Source organism: Pseudooctadecabacter sp. (assembly GCF_020627745.1).
Taxonomy (GTDB): Bacteria; Pseudomonadota; Alphaproteobacteria; order Rhodobacterales; family Rhodobacteraceae; genus Octadecabacter.
Genome location: NZ_JAHDGE010000019.1, coordinates 1 through 18,975 on the forward strand (window position 1 = coordinate 1; position 18,975 = coordinate 18,975).

The window sequence follows — 18,975 nt, forward strand, 5'->3', positions numbered from 1 at the left end:
TCCACGTCGCCGCCGATGGCCGACAGGGCGTACCACAGATAGGCGCGCACCAGATCGGGTTCCGGCAGACCGCGCCCGATCTCGTAATACCAGCCCAGCCCCGACTGCGCGCCGGGGTGCCCTTTGAGGGACGCGCGCAGATACCATTCAAACGCGCGTTCGTCGTCGCGCTCCACCCCCAGACCCAGCGCATACATCACCCCGATCAGCTCCTCCGCATCCGCATTGCCGGACCTTGCCAGAACCTCGAACATCGCGCGCGCCTCGACAAAATCGCCCGCCTCCATCAGATCGCGGGCCTCCTCCAGATCAGCGGCCATCGCAGGACTTGCCAGCGCCACCAAAACCGCCAAAGTAAGGGCATGGATTGTATGACGCGTGTACATACGGGTTGTGTACAGGGTGTGCACGCAGTGTGCCTCCTTTTTTGGGGGGCCTTGGGCGTGGCTGCCGACCCGATCTCTCTGGATGATTTCGTGGATGCCGACCCCGCGCAAGCGCGAATTGGCCAGCTGCTGTTTTACGACAAAATCCTCTCCGGCAACCGCAATATTTCCTGCGGCACCTGTCACCACCACGACCACGCGGGCGGTGACGGTTTGTCCCTCGGGATCGGCGAAGGCGGCACCGGCGTGGGGCCGGACCGCACCATCGGCGACATCCGCAAACGGGTGCCAAGAAACGCGCCAGCCCTTTGGAATCTCGGGCATAATTCCGTTGACGTGCTGTTTCACGATGGCCGGTTGGAGGTCTCGGACCAGTTCGGAAACGGCTTCGATTCCCCCGCCGAAGAATGGCTGCCGCAAGGTCTGGACAACATTGTCGCGGCGCAGGCCCTGTTCCCTCTGACAGCCCAGTTCGAAATGGCCGGCAACCCCGGTGAAAACGACATCGCAGGGGCCACCCATGACCGGATTGATGCGGCCTGGCCGATCCTCGCCGCCCGCATTCGCGCGGAACCCGACTACGTGAGGATGTTCACGCAAGCCTTTGAAACCGTTGACGAACCTCTGGACATCACCATCGTCGAGATTGGCAATGCGCTGGGGGCGTTCATCACCTCCGAATGGCAAAGTTTCGACAGCCCCTATGACGCTTGGCTCACCGGAACGCCCCTGCCCGACGACGCCGAACGGGGCCGCGCGCTGTTCTTTGGCGAAGCCCGCTGCGCCGCGTGCCATTCCGGCCCCCTGTTCACCGATCAGGGGTTTCACGCCCTTGGCCTGCCTGCGTTCGGGCCGGGCCGCACGCGGACCTTTGACAAGATGCCCCGCGATGTGGGCCGCATGGGAGAAACGGACCTGTTATCAGATGCTTACCGGTTCCGCACCCCGTCCCTGCGCAACGTCGCCCTCACCGCGCCTTATGGCCACAACGGGGCCTATCCGACCCTGCGCGACATGATCCGGCACCACGCGGACCCCACCGCCGCCCGTGCCGCATGGACGCCCGCCATGGCGGCCCTGCCCGTGACAGACAGGTTTCTGGGTGTGGATTTCGTGATCCAGCAGGACGCACGCGAAATGGCCCGTCAGTCGGCAGTCCTCGACATCAATCCGGTGGCGCTTTCTGATGCGGAAATCACTGATATAGAAGCGTTTTTACACAGTCTCACCGGTGCCACAGCCGACACCCGCCCCTTGGGGCGGCCCGACGTTGTTCCCAGCGGATTGCCGGTCGATTAACGCAGCACCTCCGCCAGTGGCCGCCGCGCGCGCGGCGGGGCCGCACCTGTGGGGCGACCAAACCGGATCGCCTGAATAAACCGTCTGTCCGGTGGCAGCCCGAACCGGCGATAGACGGCATCGCACGTGGGGGGATGATCGGACAGGGCGGCCATGGGCCAGCCCGCCAATCCAAGAGACGCAGCCTCAAGACACAGGCGCAGATACGCCCGCCCCGACGTCACGGCGCTTTCTGAAATATCTCGATGAAACAACGCGATGAGAGGTGATTTTGAAGTTACCTCAACCTCGGAGACAAGCGTTTTTGCCAATCCCAGACGCGACAGGACCGGCCACAGTTTCACCAACGCCCAAGGCACCAGACGCGCCTGTGCCGCTGTCATCTGCAGGGCCGCGCGGTCCATCCCGTCGCGGCCTGCCCGGGGATGGGTGTCGGACAGGCGCATCCAGTTGACCAGTTCCGTCCGAAAGGCACCATCGGCCATGACGGCAAGGCTCGCCTCGTCATTGCGCGCCGCGATCCATTCGCGTTCTCCCTGTGACAAAACAAACCGCGTGTCGGAACGGGTCCAGCCGTAAAGGACGGGGGGGGCGTCCTCGAACGCCCCGCGCCATGTGAACCGCGCCTCCAGATGGGCATGCAACCGGTCCTCCGGCCCGTCCCGCACCGTCAGATGCGCCACAGGCACAAGCCCCTGACCGGGCGCGGTGTTCCGACCTGTTTCGGTCACCTGCGCGCCCAGACCATGGGCGGACAGGGCCAACGCCATCCCCTCCAGAACCGCGCCGCACGACAAGGCCGCATCGCGCCCCGTGGGGTCCCCCACCTGCAATCCCACGTCGGTATCACAAAACAGGGATATCACGTCGCCGTCACGCGTCCAGCGCGCGGGCTGGGTGTTGTGAACCGTCGGGGCAAGGGCGGCCCGCATGACACAGTTTTCAAATATATCTTGTGATATCATCGGGGTATCGCCATCAATCGCGCCATGCGTTGCACAGCGGCCAATTCAAGTTCTGCGCGGGGGGACGCGGCAAGGGCCGGCATCGACACAGCCACCAGTGTCAGCGGATCGTCGTCTGCCAGCAGGATATGGGTCGCGTCGAACAACCCGAAAAGGTGCGCAATATGGTCCCCTTCGGTTCCGTCCGTGAACGGCGGATCAGCGCGTTTGAGGACGGGGCGCACCGCGAAAACATGCCGCAACACAGGGCCGTCCAGACCGGCCAGATCACCGGCTGACACAAGGACAGCCCCCTCCACCAACGGATGCGATTGCAGGCCGCGCAAAAACCCCATGCCATCGCGGGACCGGTCCTCGGCCAGATGGCGCAGCAAGGACTGTGACTGCTCCTCGGTCCTGAGGCTCTGCGCCTCGACAACCAGAACCGCCACCATAAGGGACGCCAGAACCACAGCGAGCGTCAGAACCGTCTCGTCCGTGGTCAACGGCACCATAAAGGCAATCACCGTTCCGGACAGCGCCGCCGCCACCACGATGGCCATGAACGACACCACAGGTGTGCGATGGCCCGTATGCGTCCGGCCGAGGGACACCGCCAGCCAGCACAAGAACAACACCCCCAAGGGTGAGGTTTGGGCCGGAAACCCCAGAAATACCAACAGAAAATCCGCAGCCGCCAAGGGGACCAGCAAGACCAGAGACAGGGCAATCCTCTCAACCGACCGGTTTTCTGCAGCAGTTAAGCTGGCGCGATCACGGCGCAGGACCATCCATCCGCCGATAGCAAAACCGCTCAGCTGAAACACCATAAGTCCCGCCAGACGCGCCGGATCAATGCTGTCACGCCACCACAAGGACAGCACTGCAAAGACAGCCGTGCCCCCAGCAACCCACAGTTTCGCCATCGGCGGCGCATGACGGCGCAACAGCCCTTCGGTCAGGATCAACACGGATATCGGGATAAGAGAGGCCCCTAACAGGATGAAAAACCTGAAGAATTGTACATCCGTCAGAATAAACAACGCCCGTCCCGCAAAAAGAAGCATCATCACCCGAAGCCCAAAGATGAACCGTCGGTTCAATGGCGCCCAAGCATCGCGGGCCGAAATCACGTGACTTACGATCATCAGCCCCGCCAAAGCCGATGCAGAAAGGAACAGATTGCCAATCTCGGACGGTCCCATCAGCCCATCAACCTTGACAGGAACCGCCGCACCAACGGACGCATCATGGCCGCGATCAGGGCCGGTCTGGGCCGTTCGACCCGCGCGGCATAGGGGTTGAAAAAGTAACCACGATTGTCGGTGCCATGGGGGCGGCCAAGGGCTGCGTTGATCACCTCATAACACATCAACTGGCCGGTGGTGATGACCATCGGCGCAAAAGACATCCGCGACCTTTTGCCAGACACAACCTCGCCCACGATGTCGAGATCAATGTAGTGTCTGGATGAAGAATGGATCACAACCCATTCGGATTCCTTCAAAAATGCTTCAGACCTCTGGCTATCCGTGATCTGGTCCCATGCCGTTCCCACAGTCGGATAGCCCATCCGCACCTCATGGGGCACAGCATCCGGCGTGGTCACATAAACCGACGGCAAGGGGGAGGCATAGGCATCCACCACCGCCCGACCCAAAGCCCGCGCCCGCCGGTACAAAAGCAGCGATGCGCCCAGATCATCCGTCCCGTTTACCACGATCACGGATCGGGAAATCAGATCATCCACATGATCCGTCCAATCGGCGTGATAGACTTCAATCTCAACCTCGGGGTTGATGGTGCGGGCAATCGCGGCGGTGGCTTCGGCCTTGTGGCAATCCACCGTGTCCATGAAACAAAAGACCTGCCGGTTGAGGTTGCTGACCTCAAACGCGTCCAGATCCGCGATAATCAACCGCCCCACACCTGCGCGCACCAGCCCCAGAATGCAGGCCCCGCCCATGCCACCGGTGCCACAGACAAAGACGGTTGCACCACGCAGCGCTTCTTGTTCCTGCGGGGTGACGAAACCGATGTTGCGGGTGGTAAAGGTGGCATAATCAAACATCACGGTCCTCGCGCGCGGGCCGCAGGATCGAAAACGCACGGCGCGTGTCGAACCAGTAGAGCACCGGCAGGATCAGCCGCCCAAGCGCCACGTAGATCGCCGTGCTCAGCACACCGAAGATGGCATTGGCCGGAACCTCCCGCGTCAGATAGCGGCGGATCGCGGGCAAATCCATGCGCCCCAGTTGCAGGATGTCATCGCCGCGGTCGTAATCGAGCTGATCGGCGCAAAAGGTATTGTAAACCTCATCGCGGTGCTTGGGCGCCGCCTCCCACGTCTTTTTCAGATCGTCGGACCCGCCGGTGTAGGCGTTGGTGATGACAAAACGGTCCTCGTCGAACCCCGCATCGTCCCCCACGCCAAAGACATGGCGGTGCTGCGCCATGATGCCCCGCGCGATCAACACATGGGTGAGCGTCCGCCGCCCCGCGTCCGGCGCAGGCCAAATGTCGGAAAACATCTGGCTGACCATCCCCACCACCGCAGGCACCTGCGTGACATTGGACATCCACAGGGGCCGGAACTGATTGCGCACGAACAGCAAAAAACACGTGAGCCCGTAAAGCACCCAAGACAACCCGCCCGACCGTTGATCGGGGTCCACCATCACCAGCCCCAGATGCAACACATCCACAGGCGCAGGCTGGGTGTCGATCGTCATCACCGCCAGCGCATTAAAGGCCACAGGCGTGCCGTCCTTGGTGCTGACCAGGGTCACGATCGTGTCGCGCATCCGGTCGCGGTCGCCTGCAAAAACACCGTAGCTCAGCGTGCCGGCGTCCAGCGTTTTGGCCGCCACGGCGCGCAGATCTGCCGTCAGCGCGGCCAGATCCCCATCGGACATCCAGCGCCCCGGCTTTTCCATGATCCGCACCACATGGCCGCGCCCGTGGCGCAGGGTCACGTCCATATGGTCGCGGCGCAGGGATGTGAGGAGTGATGCAATCATGGAGGCAAGGCTTGTGTCATTAACCCTACCCTATGAAGGACAAGCAGGGCGAACAAGCGGGGAAACCCTGACCTTTATGGGGCACACCCCCTTGACCGACACCCGACCCAAAACTAGAACATAACAGGAACATTAATCACGGAATCGCCCATGCGCAGCGCCCTGCCCCCGCCCAAATCCGCGACCGACCTGTTGATGGAACGGGCGGAAACGGCTGGCCGCAAGGGCGAGGCCGACAGCCAGCCCACGTTGCGCGAACTCTTTGCCGACAAAGCCACAGATGCGGCGGCCTTGGGTTTTATGCTGGCGCAGATCGACATCACCAAAGGCCCCGTCTTGTGGATTTCAGACCGCATCAGCCGCAAGGAGGCGGGCGTGATCTGTATGGCGGGCCTGCCCCATGGCATCGACGTGCTGCGCGTGGATGTCTCCAAACCCGTTGACGTGCTCTGGGCGATGGAACAGGGCTTGGGCTGTTCCACCTTGGGCGCGGTCGTGGGGGAGGTCTGGGGCGATCCGCCTGCGCTGGATTTCACCGCCTCCAAACGGCTGGCCCTGCGGGCCGAGGCCCATGCAGTCCCTGCATGGCTGATCCGCCGTGCTGCCACCGCCAACCTCAGCGCGGCACGCGCCCGCTGGCGCGTGGCCTCACTGGCCTCCATGCACAACCCCGATGACATCCACGCGCTGGGGCAGCCGCTGTGGCAGGCCAACCTGTTCCGCTCCCGCTGGGGCACACCGGGCGAATGGGTCGCACGGGCGCAAGACGGCACACTCCACCTCGACCACCGCGTCGAAGGCCAGACAGAGGCAGGGGCACGCTATGGCTGATCACACACCCTGTTTCGTTTTGCCTGAAATACTCAAAACCCCGCACCTTCGGCACACGCGACAATGAGGGGGGAGGACAAGCTGCCCGTCCTGCCCTTTCCAACGCCGCCCCGCCCCGCCAAACCACAAGGGGCCACCCCCCAAAGGTCACAGGACACGGCCCAGATGCTGGCCCATGCCATCGCCGCTTTGCACCAGGCGATGGTCACCCCGCCCGTGGACCTGAGCGTCACGGACCTGCCGCCCCCCGATGCGCAGGCGGAGGAGGCGTTCACCCCCGTGGGCATCCCGCCCAGCACACCTCGGTGGCGGGCGAGCACAACGCCCACAACACCCCTAGACCCGAAGGTCGGGCGGGTGGGTGTCGCCGCAGGCGCAGTCACACCGCCTGACCCCAAAGACCCTCTGGCCCGGCGCATCACGGCGCTGCATTTTCCGCGCTTTTCCATGAACCGCTGGCAGTGGCACATGGACCGCGCGGGTCAGGCCCCACCGCCCGAGGTGCCTGTGGCCCTCGCCGTCGAAGGCCCCCACGGCCCCGTCATCCATGCCACCAACCGCGCCGCCGACCAGCACGGCATCCGGATCGGCGCGCGGGTGGTGGACATGCGCGCGCTGGTGCCCGATCTGCGGGTGGACTTTGCCGATGTGGGGGGCGACCGCGCGGCCTTGGGGCGGTTGATGCTGTGGGTGCGGCGCTGGTGCCCGTGGTCCACGGTCGACGGGCCTGCAGGGCTGGTCATGGACACCACCGGGTCCGACCACCTGTGGGGCGGTGAGGCGGCGATGCTGCGCGAAATCGAAGGCAAGCTGTCCACGCTGGGGCTGGAAACCGATCTGGCCACCGCCCCCACCCATGGCGCGGCCTGGGCGCTGTCGCGCTGCGGTGGCGTGCGCGAGGTCTGCGCACCGCAGGACCTTGCCACCAAAACCGCCCCCCTGCCCGTGCGCGCCCTGCGGCTGCACCCCGATACGGTGCTTCTCCTGAAACGGCTCGGCCTGAAAACCGTGGGCGCACTGGCCGATGTGCCGCGTCTGTCGCTGGCGCGCCGGTTCCAGAAGGCGGAACTGGTGCAGAACCCTCTGCTGCGGCTGGACCAACTCATGGGCCGCATGGCCGAACCCCTGCAAAGCCCTGATGACCCGCCGCAATTCTGCGTCCAGTCCAGCCTGCCGGAACCTGTGATGGACCCCGAACCGCACCTGCCCGATATGGCGCAAGAGCTTTGCGCAGGGCTGCATGCCGCAGGTCTTGGCGCGCGGCGCATCACCCTTACTGTTTACCGCACCGATGGGGAGGTTGACCGCATTGGCACAGCCACGTCCCAAGCCAGCCGCGATGCAGCCCACATCCTGCGTCTGTTTGACGGCAAGCTGGAACGGTTGAACCCCGGCTTCGGCTTCGATCTGATCACGCTGGAGGCCAGTGTCGTCGAACACGTCGATGTCGTGCAAACCCGCATCGAAGGCGGCAGCGATGAGGGCACGGAACTGGCCCGTCTGGTGGACCGCCTGTCGGCCAAGTTCGGTGCGGACAACATCCGCCGCCCCGCCCCGCGCGACAGTCACATCCCCGAACGCCGCGAAGGCTGGCATCCCGCCATGGCCCCCGATGCCGCCCCCCTGCCCGCTCATCCACGCCCGCGCCCCTTGCGCCTGTTGCAGCCCCCCGAGGATATCCGCGTCCTTTATGCCGTGCCTGAAGGCCCGCCCGCCCAGTTCATGTGGCGGCGTCAGACCCATAAAGTGGTCCGGTTTGAAGGCCCCGAACGGATCGCGCCCGAATGGTGGGCCGACCGCCCCGGCACGCGGTTGCGCGATTATTACCGGATCGAGGACCAGCACGGGTGCCGGTACTGGCTGTTTCGCGAAGGCGTGGTGGGCGATGGTCGCGGCGGTGCACCCCGCTGGTGTGTGCAAGGATTGTTCGCATGAGGGGGACGATCTGCGATCGGTGCCTGCGGCAGGCGGGGCGCGCGCCGCTGCGCGGCGCTTTTTTGAGTATTTTTGGCAAAACGAAACAGGGCGCGGGGCAGTGACACATGCCCGAGAATGACCATCAGCATCCGCGCCGCACCCTGCCCGAGGACGGGGTGTTCACGCCCAACGTCAAGGCGTCCTATGTCGAGTTGGGGATGTTCAGCTGTTTTTCCTTTCTGCGTGGCGCATCGGATGCCGTGGATCTGGCGTCCGAGGCTTGGTCGCTGGGCTATGACTGCATCGCGGTGGCGGACCTGAACACGCTGGCGGGCGTCGTGCGCATCTGGGGCGAGGCGCGCAAGGCCAAGCTGCGTCCGCTGATTGGCGCGCGGATCGAGCTGATCACCGGTGAGGCCTTTCTGGCCTACCCCCGCGACCGTGCCGCCTATGGGCGGTTGTCACAGCTGATTTCCAAGGGCCGGATGACCGACAGGGATGGCAACTGGCAGGCCAAAGGTGCGTGTGATCTGACATTGGGCGATCTGGCCGCCCACCAAGAGGGGCTGATCCTGATTGCTGTGCCCTCTGAGGATGTGCAGACGTACGGGCGCGGGTTGGCCCGGCTGTGCAAGGCGCTGCCGTCCTTGGGCTATCTGGCGGCCTCCTACCTTTACCGGGGCGATGATGCGCTGCGCATCAACCGGACTGACGCGCTGGCGCGGCGTCATGGGCTGCGTCTGCTGGCCACCAATGACGTGTTGTACCACGCGCCCGAGCGTCGCCCCTTGCAGGACATCATGACCTGCATCCGCGACCATTGCACCCTGACCGAGGCTGGCAGCCGGTTGGAACCCAACGCCGAACGCCACCTCAAATCCCCCGCAGACATGGAACGCCTGTTCCGCCAGTGGCCCCATGCCATCGCCGCCACCCGCGCCGTGGCCGATGCCATCACCTTTGATCTGGGTGAACTGGCCTACGAATACCCCCGTGAGGTGATCCCCACAGACATGACACCCCAGGCCTATCTGGAAAAGCTGACATGGGAGGGGGCCGCCTGGCGCTATCCGGACGGCGTGGCCGAGGCGACGAAGGCCGTTTTGGCCAAGGAACTGGCGATGATCGAAAAGCTTGATATTGCGCGGTATTTTCTGACCATCCACGACATCATCCACTATGCCCGCCACGTGGCCCAGCCCGAAATCCTGTGTCAGGGGCGCGGGTCGGCGGCCAATTCCGCCGTCTGCTATGTGCTGGGGATCACAGCCGTGGATCCCGCGCAGCACAGCCTGCTGTTTGAACGCTTTATCAGCGAAGAACGCAAAGAGCCGCCCGATATCGACGTGGATTTCGAACATGAACGCCGCGAGGAGGTGATCCAGCATATCTATCAGAAATACGGCCGCGACCGCGCAGGGCTTTGTGCCACGGTGATCCACTACCGCCCCCGGTCCGCCATCCGTGAAGTGGGCAAGGTCATGGGCCTCAGCGAGGATGTGACCGGTGCGCTGGCCAAGACGATCTGGGGCAGCTGGGGCAAGGATGTGGACGGAGACCATGCCAAGGAGGCCGGTCTTGATATGTCCGATCCGCTGCTCAGGCGGACGATTTTGTTGGCGGGGCAATTGATCGGGATGCCGCGTCACCTGAGCCAGCATGTGGGCGGGTTTATCCTGACCGAACGCCCCCTGACGGAAACGGTGCCCATCGGCAACGGGGCCATGGCGGACCGGACATTTATTGAATGGGACAAGGACGATATCGACGCACTTGGCATCCTGAAGGTCGATATTCTGGCGCTGGGGATGCTGACCTGCATCCGCAAATGTTTCGACATGATATCAAAGCAGTACGGGCGCGACCTGACCCTTGCGACCACCCCGCAGGAAGACCCGCGCGTCTATGACATGCTGTGCCGCGGCGACAGCATCGGCGTCTTTCAGGTGGAAAGCCGCGCCCAGATCAACATGCTGCCGCGCCTGCGCCCGCGCCGGTTCTATGATCTGGTGATCGAGGTCGCCATCGTCCGCCCCGGCCCCATTCAGGGCGACATGGTCCACCCCTATCTGCGCCGCCGCAACGGGGAGGAACAGGTGATCTATCCCGCCCCTGGCGCCCCCCATGATCCGGCTGAGTTGAAGAACATCCTTGGCCGCACCCTGGGCGTGCCGATCTTTCAGGAACAGGCCATGAAGATCGCCATCGAGGCGGCAGAATTCTCCCCCGCGGAAGCCAACGAGCTGCGCAAGGCCATGGCGACCTTCCGGTCCCGCGGCACGATTGAACTGTTGCAGGAAAAGATGGTGGGCCGGATGATGCGGCGCGGCTACGACGAAGACTTCGCGCGCCGCTGTTTCGACCAGATCAAGGGCTTTGGCGAATACGGCTTTCCCGAAAGCCATGCCGCGTCTTTCGCGCTGCTGGTCTATGTATCCAGCTGGCTGAAATGCCACTACCCCGATGCCTTTTGTGCAGCCTTGCTGAACTCCCAACCCATGGGGTTTTACGCCCCCGCACAGCTGGTCCGCGATGCCCGCGAACACGGGGTCGAGGTCCGCCCGCCGGATGTGAATTATTCCCATTGGGACAGCACGCTGGAGCCGCTGACCGGATACCACGTCCCCTCTTCATCTGGCCAGAAAAACTCAAATCCCACCGATCCCACCGGGCGCTACGCCCTCCGGCTGGGGCTGCGCCAGATCACAGGCTTCCGCGAAGACGCCGCCGCCCGCCTGATCGCGGCCCGCGATGCGCCCTACCGCGATCTGAAAGACCTGCAAGACCGCGCAGGGCTGACCGCCCCGCACGTGCGCCGACTGGCCGAAGCCGATGCCCTGCGATCCATGTTTCTGGACCGCCGTCAGGCGCTCTGGGACGCCAAAGCGCTGCGCGACGCGCCTGATTTGCCGCTGTTCCAAGAGGCGCGCGATGAGGGGGCGGAGGCCCCCGTGGCCTTGCCGGAAATGCCTGTCAGCGAACAGGTGGTGGCCGATTACCAGACCCTGCGGCTGAGCCTGAAAAAACATCCCATGGCGTTTTTGCGCCGGTCTTTGGCCGGGCAAGGTTACACCGATTGCGGGCAGCTGAAAGACATGGGCGGCTGGCGGAAGGTGTCGATGGCGGGGCTGGTGCTGATCCGCCAGCGGCCCGGATCGGCCAAAGGCGTCTGTTTCATCACCATCGAGGACGAACACGGGGTGGCCAATCTGGTGATCTGGCCCAAGGTGATGGAGGCGTACCGCAAAATCATCATGCAATCGCGTCTGATCGTGATCCATGGCTATGTGCAGCGCGATGTGGATGTGATTCACGTGGTGGCGGAACGTCTGGAGGACCGGTCGGACGCCCTATTGGCCCTGTCAGCGGATGCGATGCCCACAACGGTGGCGCGGGCCGATCACGTCGTCAGCCCTTTGCCGTCCACGTCATCGCGCCACCCCCGCGATGTACAGATCATTCCGAAAAGCCGTGATTTTCACTGAGGCGGGACGATCTTCGATCGGGTCCTGCGGACGGCGGGTGCAAATTTTCTGACGAAAATTTGGCCTCCGGCGGAGGTATTTGAGAACCAGAGAAATCAGGCTGTGGTTTTCACGACCCTTTGCGCACCCTCCAGGGCCAGCGGGCTCAGGCCGTCACCGCCTGCATCAAGATGGGCGGCCAGTTGATCCAGCATCCGCGGCTCCCAGAATTCTTTCAGGTGATCGGCCACGCGCTGCGCCTTGTCGGCGTCCGGCTGGGTTTCGAAAAACGTGGCGATCTGGTTGGCCATGCGGACCATTTTGTCAGGCGACATCGGTGGCGTCCTCGGTGTGAATACGGTGGGGATGGGTGAAGATTTCAAAGGTGTCGTCGCGCGCAAGGGCGACGAGGGTGATATCGGCGGCCTCGGCCGTCTCGACGGCCAAGGTTGTAGGGGCTGAGACAGCGAGGACCACAGGCGCGCCCGCCATCGCCGCCTTTTGCACCATTTCGACCGAGACGCGCGAGGTCAGGACAATCGCCCCGGCTGTGGTATCAGGTGTCGCGCCGATCAGTTTGTCCAATGCATTGTGGCGCCCGACATCTTCGCGAACAGTCACAAGCCCTTGATCCGGTTCGAAAAAGCCCGCGCCATGCACCGCACGGGTCCGATCATGCAGCGCTTGCCCCGCCCGCAGGGCTGCCATCGCATTTGCGATTTGAGGCGCGGTCAGCGTCAACTCAGCTGCGACCTTGGGCACAGCGCGGTCCGCCTCCTCAAGGCTGTCGATCCCGCACAGGCCACACCCCACAGGGCCCGCCATGGCCCGCCTGCGGCTGGCCAATGCCTCCGCCTGCGCGTCCGGCAGCCACATCTGCACCTCGATACCTTTGGGATGGGTCACGACCTCGATACTTTCAACCTCACCCAAGCCTTCGGTACGGGTAAATCCGCGCCCGAAATCCTCCAGATCACCGGGGGTCGCCATCATCACGGCCTGCGTGGTGCCGTTGTAGACCAGCGCCACAGGCACCTCTTCCGGCAGCGCGCGGCTGGCCTTTCGCGCGCGACCGTTGCTCACCACGTGAGCGGTGGTTGCGCGCGCGCCGGTCACTCGGCTGCCGGAAGGATGCGACGCGATTGTTCCGCCTGCGCGGTGTAGTCTTCCTGCCAATCGGACGGACCGTTGGACAGTGCGACCTGCACCGCAGTCACCTTGTATTCAGGGCAGTTTGTAGCCCAGTCGGAGTAATCCGTGGTGATGACATTGGCCTGTGTGTCCGGGTGGTGGAAGGTCGTATAGACCACACCGGGCGACACGCGGTCCGTGATCTGTGCCCTGAGAGACGTCTCACCCGCGCGGCTGGCCAGACGCACGTACTGGCCATCGCGGATGCCGCGCACCTCAGCGTCGTGGGGGTGGATTTCCAGCAGGTCTTCCTCATGCCAGACAGTGTTATCCGTCCGCCGCGTCTGCGCGCCGACGTTGTATTGCGACAGAATGCGCCCCGTGGTCAGCAGCAGCGGAAACCGTGGGCCGGTGCGTTCGTCCGTGGCCACATATTCGGTGATGATGAACTGCCCCTTGCCGCGCGCAAACCCGTCGATGTGCATGATGGGGGAGCCATCGGGTTTGTCGTCATTGCAGGGCCACTGGACGGACCCGCGGACCTCCAACATCTCGTAATTCACATTGGCGAACCCAGGCGTCGTGGCCGCGATTTCGTCCATGATCTGGGACGGATGCGTGTAGGTCCAACCGGAGCCCATGGCATTGGCCAGCATCATGGTGATTTCCCAATCCGCATAGCCGTTTTTGGGCGCCATGACCTTGCGCACGCGGTTGATGCGGCGTTCGGCGTTGGTAAACGTGCCGTCCTTTTCAAGGAAGGTCGATCCGGGCAGGAACACATGGGCGTAGTTCGCCGTCTCGTTCAGGAACAGGTCATGGACGATGACACACTCCATCGCTTCCAGCCCCGCCTTGACATGTTTGGTGTCGGGGTCCGACTGCAGGATATCCTCGCCCTGAATGTAGATGCCCTTGAACGTGCCATCGACGGCAGCGTCCAACATGTTGGGGATACGCAGGCCCGGTTCGGGGTCGACCTTGGTGCCCCAGATCGCTTCGAATACCTCACGTGTGGCGTCATCGCTGACATGGCGGTAGCCGGGCAATTCATGGGGGAAGGACCCCATGTCGCAGGCCCCCTGCACGTTGTTTTGCCCGCGCAGCGGGTTCACGCCCACGCCGTTGCGGCCCAGATTGCCGGTCATCATCGCGAGGTTCGCGATGGCCATAACGGTGGTGGAGCCTTGGGAATGTTCGGTCACGCCGAGGCCGTAATAGATCGACCCGTTGCCACCCGTGGCGAATAGCTTGGCCGCCGCACGCAGCTCTCCTGCGTCCACGCCGGTCAACATGGCCGTCGCTTCGGGCGCATGGCGCGGATCGGAGATGAATTCGGCGTAATGGGCGAATTCATCCCAGTCACAACGTTCGCGGATAAACGCCTCATCCATCAGGCCTTCGGTCACGATCACATGGGCGATCGAGGACAAGACAGCCACATTCGTGCCCGGCAACAGCGGCAGGTGATGTTGCGCCTCGATATGGGCGCTGCGCACAATGTCGGTGCGGCGCGGGTCGATCACGATCAGCTTCGCACCCTGACGCAAACGCTTTTTCAGGCGGGATGCGAACACCGGATGGCCGTCCGTGGGGTTCGCGCCAATGATGATGACCACATCGGTTTCTTCAACGGAATCAAAGTTTTGCGTCCCTGCTGAGGTCCCAAACGTCGTCTTGAGCCCGTAGCCTGTGGGCGAATGACACACCCGCGCGCAGGTGTCGGTGTTGTTGTTGCCAAAGGTGCTGCGGATCATCTTTTGCACCAAATACGTCTCTTCATTGGTGCAGCGCGACGATGTGATCCCGCCGATGGATTTCACGCCATGTCTGGCCTGCAGATCGCGCAGCTTGGTGGCGGTGTAGCTGATCGCCTCGTCCCAGGACACTTCGCGCCACGGGTCGGTGACCTTGTCGCGGATCATCGGGTTCAGGATCCGGTCGGAATGGTTGGCATAGCCCCAGGCAAAGCGGCCTTTGACGCAGGAATGGCCACGGTTCGCCTCGCCGTGCTTATACGGCACCATGCGCACCAGCTCATCGCCGTTCAGCTCCGCCTTGAACGAACAGCCCACTCCGCAATAGGCGCAGGTGGTGATGACAGACCGTTCCGGCGTGCCCATCTCGATCACGGATTTTTCCTGCAAGGTCGCCGTCGGGCAGGCCTGTACGCAGGCCCCGCAGGACACGCAATCGGACGCCATAAAATCATCGCCCGCCGCACCGGCAGACACGCGGCTGTTGAAGCCGCTGCCTTCAATGGTCAGTGCGAAAGTGCCCTGCACCTCTTCGCAGGCGCGCACGCAGCGGCTACAGACGATGCACTTGGCCGGATCATAGGTGAAATAGGGGTTGCTGTCATCCTTGGGGATGAACTGCGCATTGGGCGCGCCCGCGTCAGACCGCGCCTCAAAATGGTTCGCCAAGGACCCGCCTTTAGGGGCCTCATAGCGCACATCACGCAGGCCAACCATGCCGGCCATATCCTGCAACTCGCAATCGCCATTGGCCGCACAGGTCAGGCAATCCAGCGGGTGATCGGAGATATACAGCTCCATCACGCCTTTGCGAATTTTCTTCACCTTGCTCGATTGCGTGGTCACCACCATCCCGTCCATCACCGGCGTGGTGCAGGACGCAGGCGTGCCGCGCCGCCCCTCAATCTCGACCACGCACAACCGACACGACCCGAAAGCCTCAAGGTTGTCTGATGCACACAGCTTGGGCACCTGAATGCCAGCCTCAGCCGAGGCCCGCATCACCGACGTGCCCTCGGGCACCGTCACATCAAAGCCGTCAATCGTCAGCGTCACCATCACATCGGATTTCGACGCAGGCGTGCCCATGTCAATGTCGCCATTGGCCAAACGGGTTGGAATGATAAAATCCTTCATGACGTCGCTCCTTTATTCATCTTGGCCAATACAACTCCGGGGGTGCGGGGGCTGGCCCCCGCCCGGTCGGATTTACGCAGTAAATTCGATCCAAACATCACTCCGCCGCCTCGCGCACCATGTTGAAGTCTTCGGGAAAAGCCCGCAGCGCCGACAAAACCGGATAAGGCGTGAACCCGCCTAACGCGCACAGGCTGCCGTCCTTCATGGTCTCACAGAGGTCTTCCAACAACGCGACCGCCGCGCCGTCCCCCTGCCCGATCCGGTCAATCGTCTCGACCCCGCGCACGGCACCAATGCGGCACGGCGTACACTTGCCACAACTTTCGACGGCGCAGAATTCCATCGCAAACCGCGCCATGCCGCGCATGTCGGCACTGTCGTCGAACACCACCAGACCGGCGTGGCCGATCAACCCGCCTTGCCCGTCGAACTCCTCATAGCCAAAGGGCGTGTCGAATTTTTCACGCGGCATATAGGCCCCCAAAGGCCCGCCCACCTGAACCGCTTTCACCGGACGGCCCGACAGCGTGCCACCGGCCACTTTGTCCACCAGATCGCCCAAAGGCATGCCAAATGCTGTCTCATAAAGCCCGCCAAACTTCACATTGCCTGCAATCTGAATGGGGATCGTGCCCTTGGACCGGCCCAACCCGAACTCCGCATAATGCTGCGCGCCCTTCTCCAGAATGACCGGCACCGTTGCCAGCGAAATCACGTTGTTCACGACCGTGGGCTTGCCCAGAAACCCTTCCAACGCAGGCAGTGGCGGCTTGGCACGCACCACGCCGCGCTTGCCTTCCAGCGAATTGAGCAGCGATGTTTCCTCACCGCAGACATAGGCCCCCGCACCCACGCGGATTTCCATGTCAAATGCCCGCCCTGAGCCCAGAACATCCGCGCCCAATACACCTGCCGCCCGCGCAATCCGCACGGCCTCTTCCATCACATCAATGGCGTCGGGATATTCGGACCGCAGATAGACATAACCGCGTGTCGCCTCGACGGCGAGACCCGCAATCACCATGCCTTCGATCAGGGTGAAGGGATCGCCCTCCATGATCATCCGGTCCGCAAACGTGCCGCTGTCGCCTTCGTCTGCGTTGCAGACGATGTATTTCTGATCGGCCTTGGCCCCCAGCACCGTGTTCCATTTGATGCCTGTGGGGAAGCCCGCACCGCCGCGCCCGCGCAGGCCGGAGGTCGTGACCTCGTCCACCACCTCCGCCGCCGTCATGGCAATGGCGCGGCGCAGACCGGCCAGACCGCCGTGGGCTTCATAATCGCTCAATGACAACGGGTCGATCACGCCGCAGCGCTGGAACGTCAGACGGGTCTGGCCTTTCATCCAGTCCAGATCGTCCACCAGACCGAGGCTGGCCAGTTTGCCGTCCAGCAACGCGGGCACATCGGCCACATCCACCGCGCCGTAGCCCACGCGGCCTTCAGGCGTTTCGACTTCAACCAGCGGCTCCAGCCAGATCATGCCGCGCGTGCCGTTGCGGATGATCTCAACATCCAGGCCGCGGGTCGCAGCTTCGCTGCGGATCGTGGCGGCCACATCACAGGCACCCAGCGCCTTGGCGGCACTGTCGAGGGGGACGTAAATCTTCATGCGCCTGCCTCCTGCAAAAGCCTGTCCAGCTTGTCGGCATCCACACGGCCCACGACTTTGTTGTCGACCATCGCGGCCGGACCGCAGGCGCACAGGCCAAGACAATAGACAGGCTCCAACGTCACGGCCCCATTGGTCGTGGTGCCATGCCAGCCCACGCCCAGCTTTTCGAACGCACGTTCTGAAATCGCGTTGCCGCCCACGGCCTGACAGGCCTCAGCGCGGCAAATCTTGACGATATGTTTGCCCGCAGGGGCATCGCGGAAGTCGTGATAAAAGGTGATGACACCATGCACTTCGGCGCGGGTGATGTTCAGGTCATCGGCAATGATCTGGACCACATCACCGGGGATAAACCCGAACTCTGCCTGCACCGAATGCAGGATCGGCAGCAACGGCCCCTCTTGGCCCTTATGGCGCGCAAGAATGTGCTGCATGGTTTGTGTGGTCTGGGTATCGGCCATGGCGGGCGGTCCTTTGCTGTGCGTGCCGCCTTAATGGGTTTTTTCACAGGGGTAATCAATATCGTTATTTCGTGAAACGATAGACGCATCCTATCGACCGGTCGGGATCGCCGCTGGAATATCCGACAAGGTCCGTGCACGATCCAAAAGGGCTGTCAGGACAGGGGTAAACGGCTCTCTGTGGGGGGCGACAAGGCCCACGGTGTGGCTCGCATCCGGTTTGACCAGGGGGACCGATCCCAAATCGTCGCCCGCCAGAAAAATCTCGGCCGCACGGACGGGCAAGATGGTGGCCCAGTTGGACCGCAAAACATGGCTGACCAGCACCACGACAGAGGTTGATTCGATCTGGGGTTCCACCGCGACGCCCGCCTCGGCCATGTGCTGGTTGATGATCCGGCGGTTCTGCATATCGGGTGTCAGCAGACACAGCGGCACGTCCCCCAGATCACCCCATGCCACCGGTCCCGCCAACAGCGGATGACCGGAGCGTGCCACCAAAACATAGCGTTCCGCATAGATCGGCACCGTGGTCACACGGCCCAGCGGTTCATTGTCGAGGTATGTCAGCCCTGCGTCGATCTCCAAGTTCTCCAGCATCTCCAATATCTCAATGGAGGTTTTGGATTGCACCGAAAAGCGCACGTTGGGGTGTTTGTCGGTAAACCCTTCGGTCAGATCGGCCACCACCGTCAGCGCCGTGGGGATCACCGCCAGACGAATGTCGCCTGACAGACCCTCCCGTGCGGCGCGCATTTCCTGCCTCAAGGACCGCGCATCCCCCACAATCCGCCGCGCCCAATCCAGTGCGCGCTGGCCTTCCGGCGTCAGCCCCTGATACCGCGACCCGCGCCAGACCAGCATCACGCCCAACTGGTCCTCAAGCTGTTTGATCGCCGCCGACAAGGTGGGCTGCGTCACCCCTTGGGCGGCAGCCGCACGGCCAAAGTGTTCTTCCCGCGCCAGCGCAATGAACATTTCCAGTTTGTCGATCATGAGGACGCCCCTAA

At 63.2% G+C, this 18,975-nt stretch carries 15 protein-coding genes; 4 read left to right on the forward strand and 11 right to left on the reverse strand.

The window, feature by feature from the left end; genetic code table 11:
* On the reverse strand, positions 1 to 386 hold a 386-nt coding region (locus QZ653_RS09045), incomplete at its 3' end, for a tetratricopeptide repeat protein (RefSeq protein WP_296419712.1).
* Between QZ653_RS09045 and QZ653_RS09050 the strand changes: the two genes are divergently transcribed.
* Positions 372 to 1,685: a cytochrome-c peroxidase gene (locus QZ653_RS09050; protein ID WP_412766005.1), complete on the forward strand. Its 1,314-nt coding sequence runs from the start codon at positions 372 to 374 to the stop codon at positions 1,683 to 1,685. The two genes, QZ653_RS09045 and QZ653_RS09050, sit on opposite strands and share 15 nt — an antisense overlap.
* Here the strand turns inward: QZ653_RS09050 and QZ653_RS09055 are convergent.
* Genes QZ653_RS09055 through QZ653_RS09070 form a run of 4 tightly spaced genes read right to left on the reverse strand, consistent with a single transcriptional unit; the run spans position 1,682 to position 5,649 of the window.
* Positions 1,682 to 2,617, reverse strand: a complete 936-nt coding sequence (locus QZ653_RS09055) for a hypothetical protein (RefSeq protein ID WP_296419716.1) — start codon at positions 2,615 to 2,617, stop codon at positions 1,682 to 1,684. The genes QZ653_RS09050 and QZ653_RS09055 overlap by 4 nt on opposite strands.
* Positions 2,618 to 2,646: 29 nt before the next feature.
* The gene (locus tag QZ653_RS09060) at positions 2,647 to 3,834 is read right to left on the reverse strand and encodes a hypothetical protein (RefSeq protein ID WP_296419718.1); all 1,188 of its coding nucleotides are present in this window, start codon (positions 3,832 to 3,834) and stop codon (positions 2,647 to 2,649) included.
* Positions 3,834 to 4,700, reverse strand: a complete 867-nt coding sequence (locus QZ653_RS09065) for a HesA/MoeB/ThiF family protein (RefSeq protein WP_296419721.1) — start codon at positions 4,698 to 4,700, stop codon at positions 3,834 to 3,836. Before QZ653_RS09065 ends, QZ653_RS09060 begins: the two co-directional genes overlap by 1 nt.
* On the reverse strand, positions 4,693 to 5,649 hold the full coding sequence (locus QZ653_RS09070) for a hypothetical protein (RefSeq protein WP_296419723.1): 957 nt from the start codon (positions 5,647 to 5,649) through the stop codon (positions 4,693 to 4,695). The genes QZ653_RS09065 and QZ653_RS09070 overlap by 8 nt, the downstream gene beginning before the upstream one ends.
* Positions 5,650 to 5,799: 150 nt before the next feature.
* Here QZ653_RS09070 and QZ653_RS09075 point away from each other — a divergent pair, with 150 nt between their 5' ends.
* The 3 genes from QZ653_RS09075 to QZ653_RS09085 all read left to right on the forward strand — a co-directional run bounded on the left by QZ653_RS09075 (position 5,800) and on the right by QZ653_RS09085 (position 11,882).
* Positions 5,800 to 6,480, forward strand: a complete 681-nt coding sequence (locus QZ653_RS09075) for an ImuA family protein (protein WP_296419725.1) — start codon at positions 5,800 to 5,802, stop codon at positions 6,478 to 6,480.
* A gap of 63 nt (positions 6,481 to 6,543) precedes the next feature.
* The gene (locus QZ653_RS09080; protein ID WP_366933080.1) at positions 6,544 to 8,415 is read left to right on the forward strand and encodes a Y-family DNA polymerase; all 1,872 of its coding nucleotides are present in this window, start codon (positions 6,544 to 6,546) and stop codon (positions 8,413 to 8,415) included.
* 107 nt (positions 8,416 to 8,522) lie between these two features.
* Positions 8,523 to 11,882 carry an error-prone DNA polymerase gene (locus QZ653_RS09085; RefSeq protein WP_296419727.1) on the forward strand — a complete coding sequence of 1,120 codons (3,360 nt, stop codon included), beginning with the start codon at positions 8,523 to 8,525 and terminating at the stop codon, positions 11,880 to 11,882.
* A 95-nt stretch (positions 11,883 to 11,977) separates the two neighbouring features.
* Here QZ653_RS09085 and QZ653_RS09090 read toward each other — a convergent pair whose 3' ends face one another.
* The 6 genes from QZ653_RS09090 to QZ653_RS09115 all read right to left on the reverse strand — a co-directional run bounded on the left by QZ653_RS09090 (position 11,978) and on the right by QZ653_RS09115 (position 18,961).
* Positions 11,978 to 12,196: a formate dehydrogenase subunit delta gene (locus QZ653_RS09090; protein WP_296419728.1), complete on the reverse strand. Its 219-nt coding sequence runs from the start codon at positions 12,194 to 12,196 to the stop codon at positions 11,978 to 11,980.
* Positions 12,186 to 12,944, reverse strand: a complete 759-nt coding sequence (fdhD, locus tag QZ653_RS09095) for a formate dehydrogenase accessory sulfurtransferase FdhD (protein WP_296419730.1) — start codon at positions 12,942 to 12,944, stop codon at positions 12,186 to 12,188. Before fdhD ends, QZ653_RS09090 begins: the two co-directional genes overlap by 11 nt.
* 29 nt (positions 12,945 to 12,973) lie before the next feature.
* On the reverse strand, positions 12,974 to 15,886 hold the full coding sequence (gene fdhF, locus QZ653_RS09100; protein ID WP_296419732.1) for a formate dehydrogenase subunit alpha: 2,913 nt from the start codon (positions 15,884 to 15,886) through the stop codon (positions 12,974 to 12,976).
* A 97-nt stretch (positions 15,887 to 15,983) separates the two neighbouring features.
* Entirely contained in the window at positions 15,984 to 17,501 is a 1,518-nt protein-coding gene (locus tag QZ653_RS09105; protein ID WP_296419734.1) for a formate dehydrogenase beta subunit, read from the reverse strand.
* Positions 17,498 to 17,965, reverse strand: coding sequence for a formate dehydrogenase subunit gamma (locus QZ653_RS09110; protein WP_296419736.1), 468 nt, complete (start codon positions 17,963 to 17,965; stop codon positions 17,498 to 17,500). The genes QZ653_RS09105 and QZ653_RS09110 overlap by 4 nt, the downstream gene beginning before the upstream one ends.
* 90 nt (positions 17,966 to 18,055) lie before the next feature.
* On the reverse strand, positions 18,056 to 18,961 hold the full coding sequence (locus tag QZ653_RS09115) for a LysR family transcriptional regulator (protein WP_296419738.1): 906 nt from the start codon (positions 18,959 to 18,961) through the stop codon (positions 18,056 to 18,058).
* Positions 18,962 to 18,975 lie beyond the last annotated feature (14 nt).

Coding starts and splice junctions, on each gene's coding strand:
- QZ653_RS09050 (WP_412766005.1), top strand. CDS start 372: ATGACGCGTGTACATACGGGTTGTGTACAGGGTGTGCACGCAGTGTGC.
- QZ653_RS09055 (WP_296419716.1), bottom strand. CDS start 2,617: ATGCGGGCCGCCCTTGCCCCGACGGTTCACAACACCCAGCCCGCGCGC.
- QZ653_RS09060 (WP_296419718.1), bottom strand. CDS start 3,834: ATGGGACCGTCCGAGATTGGCAATCTGTTCCTTTCTGCATCGGCTTTG.
- QZ653_RS09065 (WP_296419721.1), bottom strand. CDS start 4,700: ATGTTTGATTATGCCACCTTTACCACCCGCAACATCGGTTTCGTCACC.
- QZ653_RS09070 (WP_296419723.1), bottom strand. CDS start 5,649: ATGATTGCATCACTCCTCACATCCCTGCGCCGCGACCATATGGACGTG.
- QZ653_RS09075 (WP_296419725.1), top strand. CDS start 5,800: ATGCGCAGCGCCCTGCCCCCGCCCAAATCCGCGACCGACCTGTTGATG.
- QZ653_RS09080 (WP_366933080.1), top strand. CDS start 6,544: ATGAGGGGGGAGGACAAGCTGCCCGTCCTGCCCTTTCCAACGCCGCCC.
- QZ653_RS09085 (WP_296419727.1), top strand. CDS start 8,523: ATGCCCGAGAATGACCATCAGCATCCGCGCCGCACCCTGCCCGAGGAC.
- QZ653_RS09090 (WP_296419728.1), bottom strand. CDS start 12,196: ATGTCGCCTGACAAAATGGTCCGCATGGCCAACCAGATCGCCACGTTT.
- fdhF (WP_296419732.1), bottom strand. CDS start 15,886: ATGAAGGATTTTATCATTCCAACCCGTTTGGCCAATGGCGACATTGAC.
- QZ653_RS09105 (WP_296419734.1), bottom strand. CDS start 17,501: ATGAAGATTTACGTCCCCCTCGACAGTGCCGCCAAGGCGCTGGGTGCC.
- QZ653_RS09110 (WP_296419736.1), bottom strand. CDS start 17,965: ATGGCCGATACCCAGACCACACAAACCATGCAGCACATTCTTGCGCGC.
- QZ653_RS09115 (WP_296419738.1), bottom strand. CDS start 18,961: ATGATCGACAAACTGGAAATGTTCATTGCGCTGGCGCGGGAAGAACAC.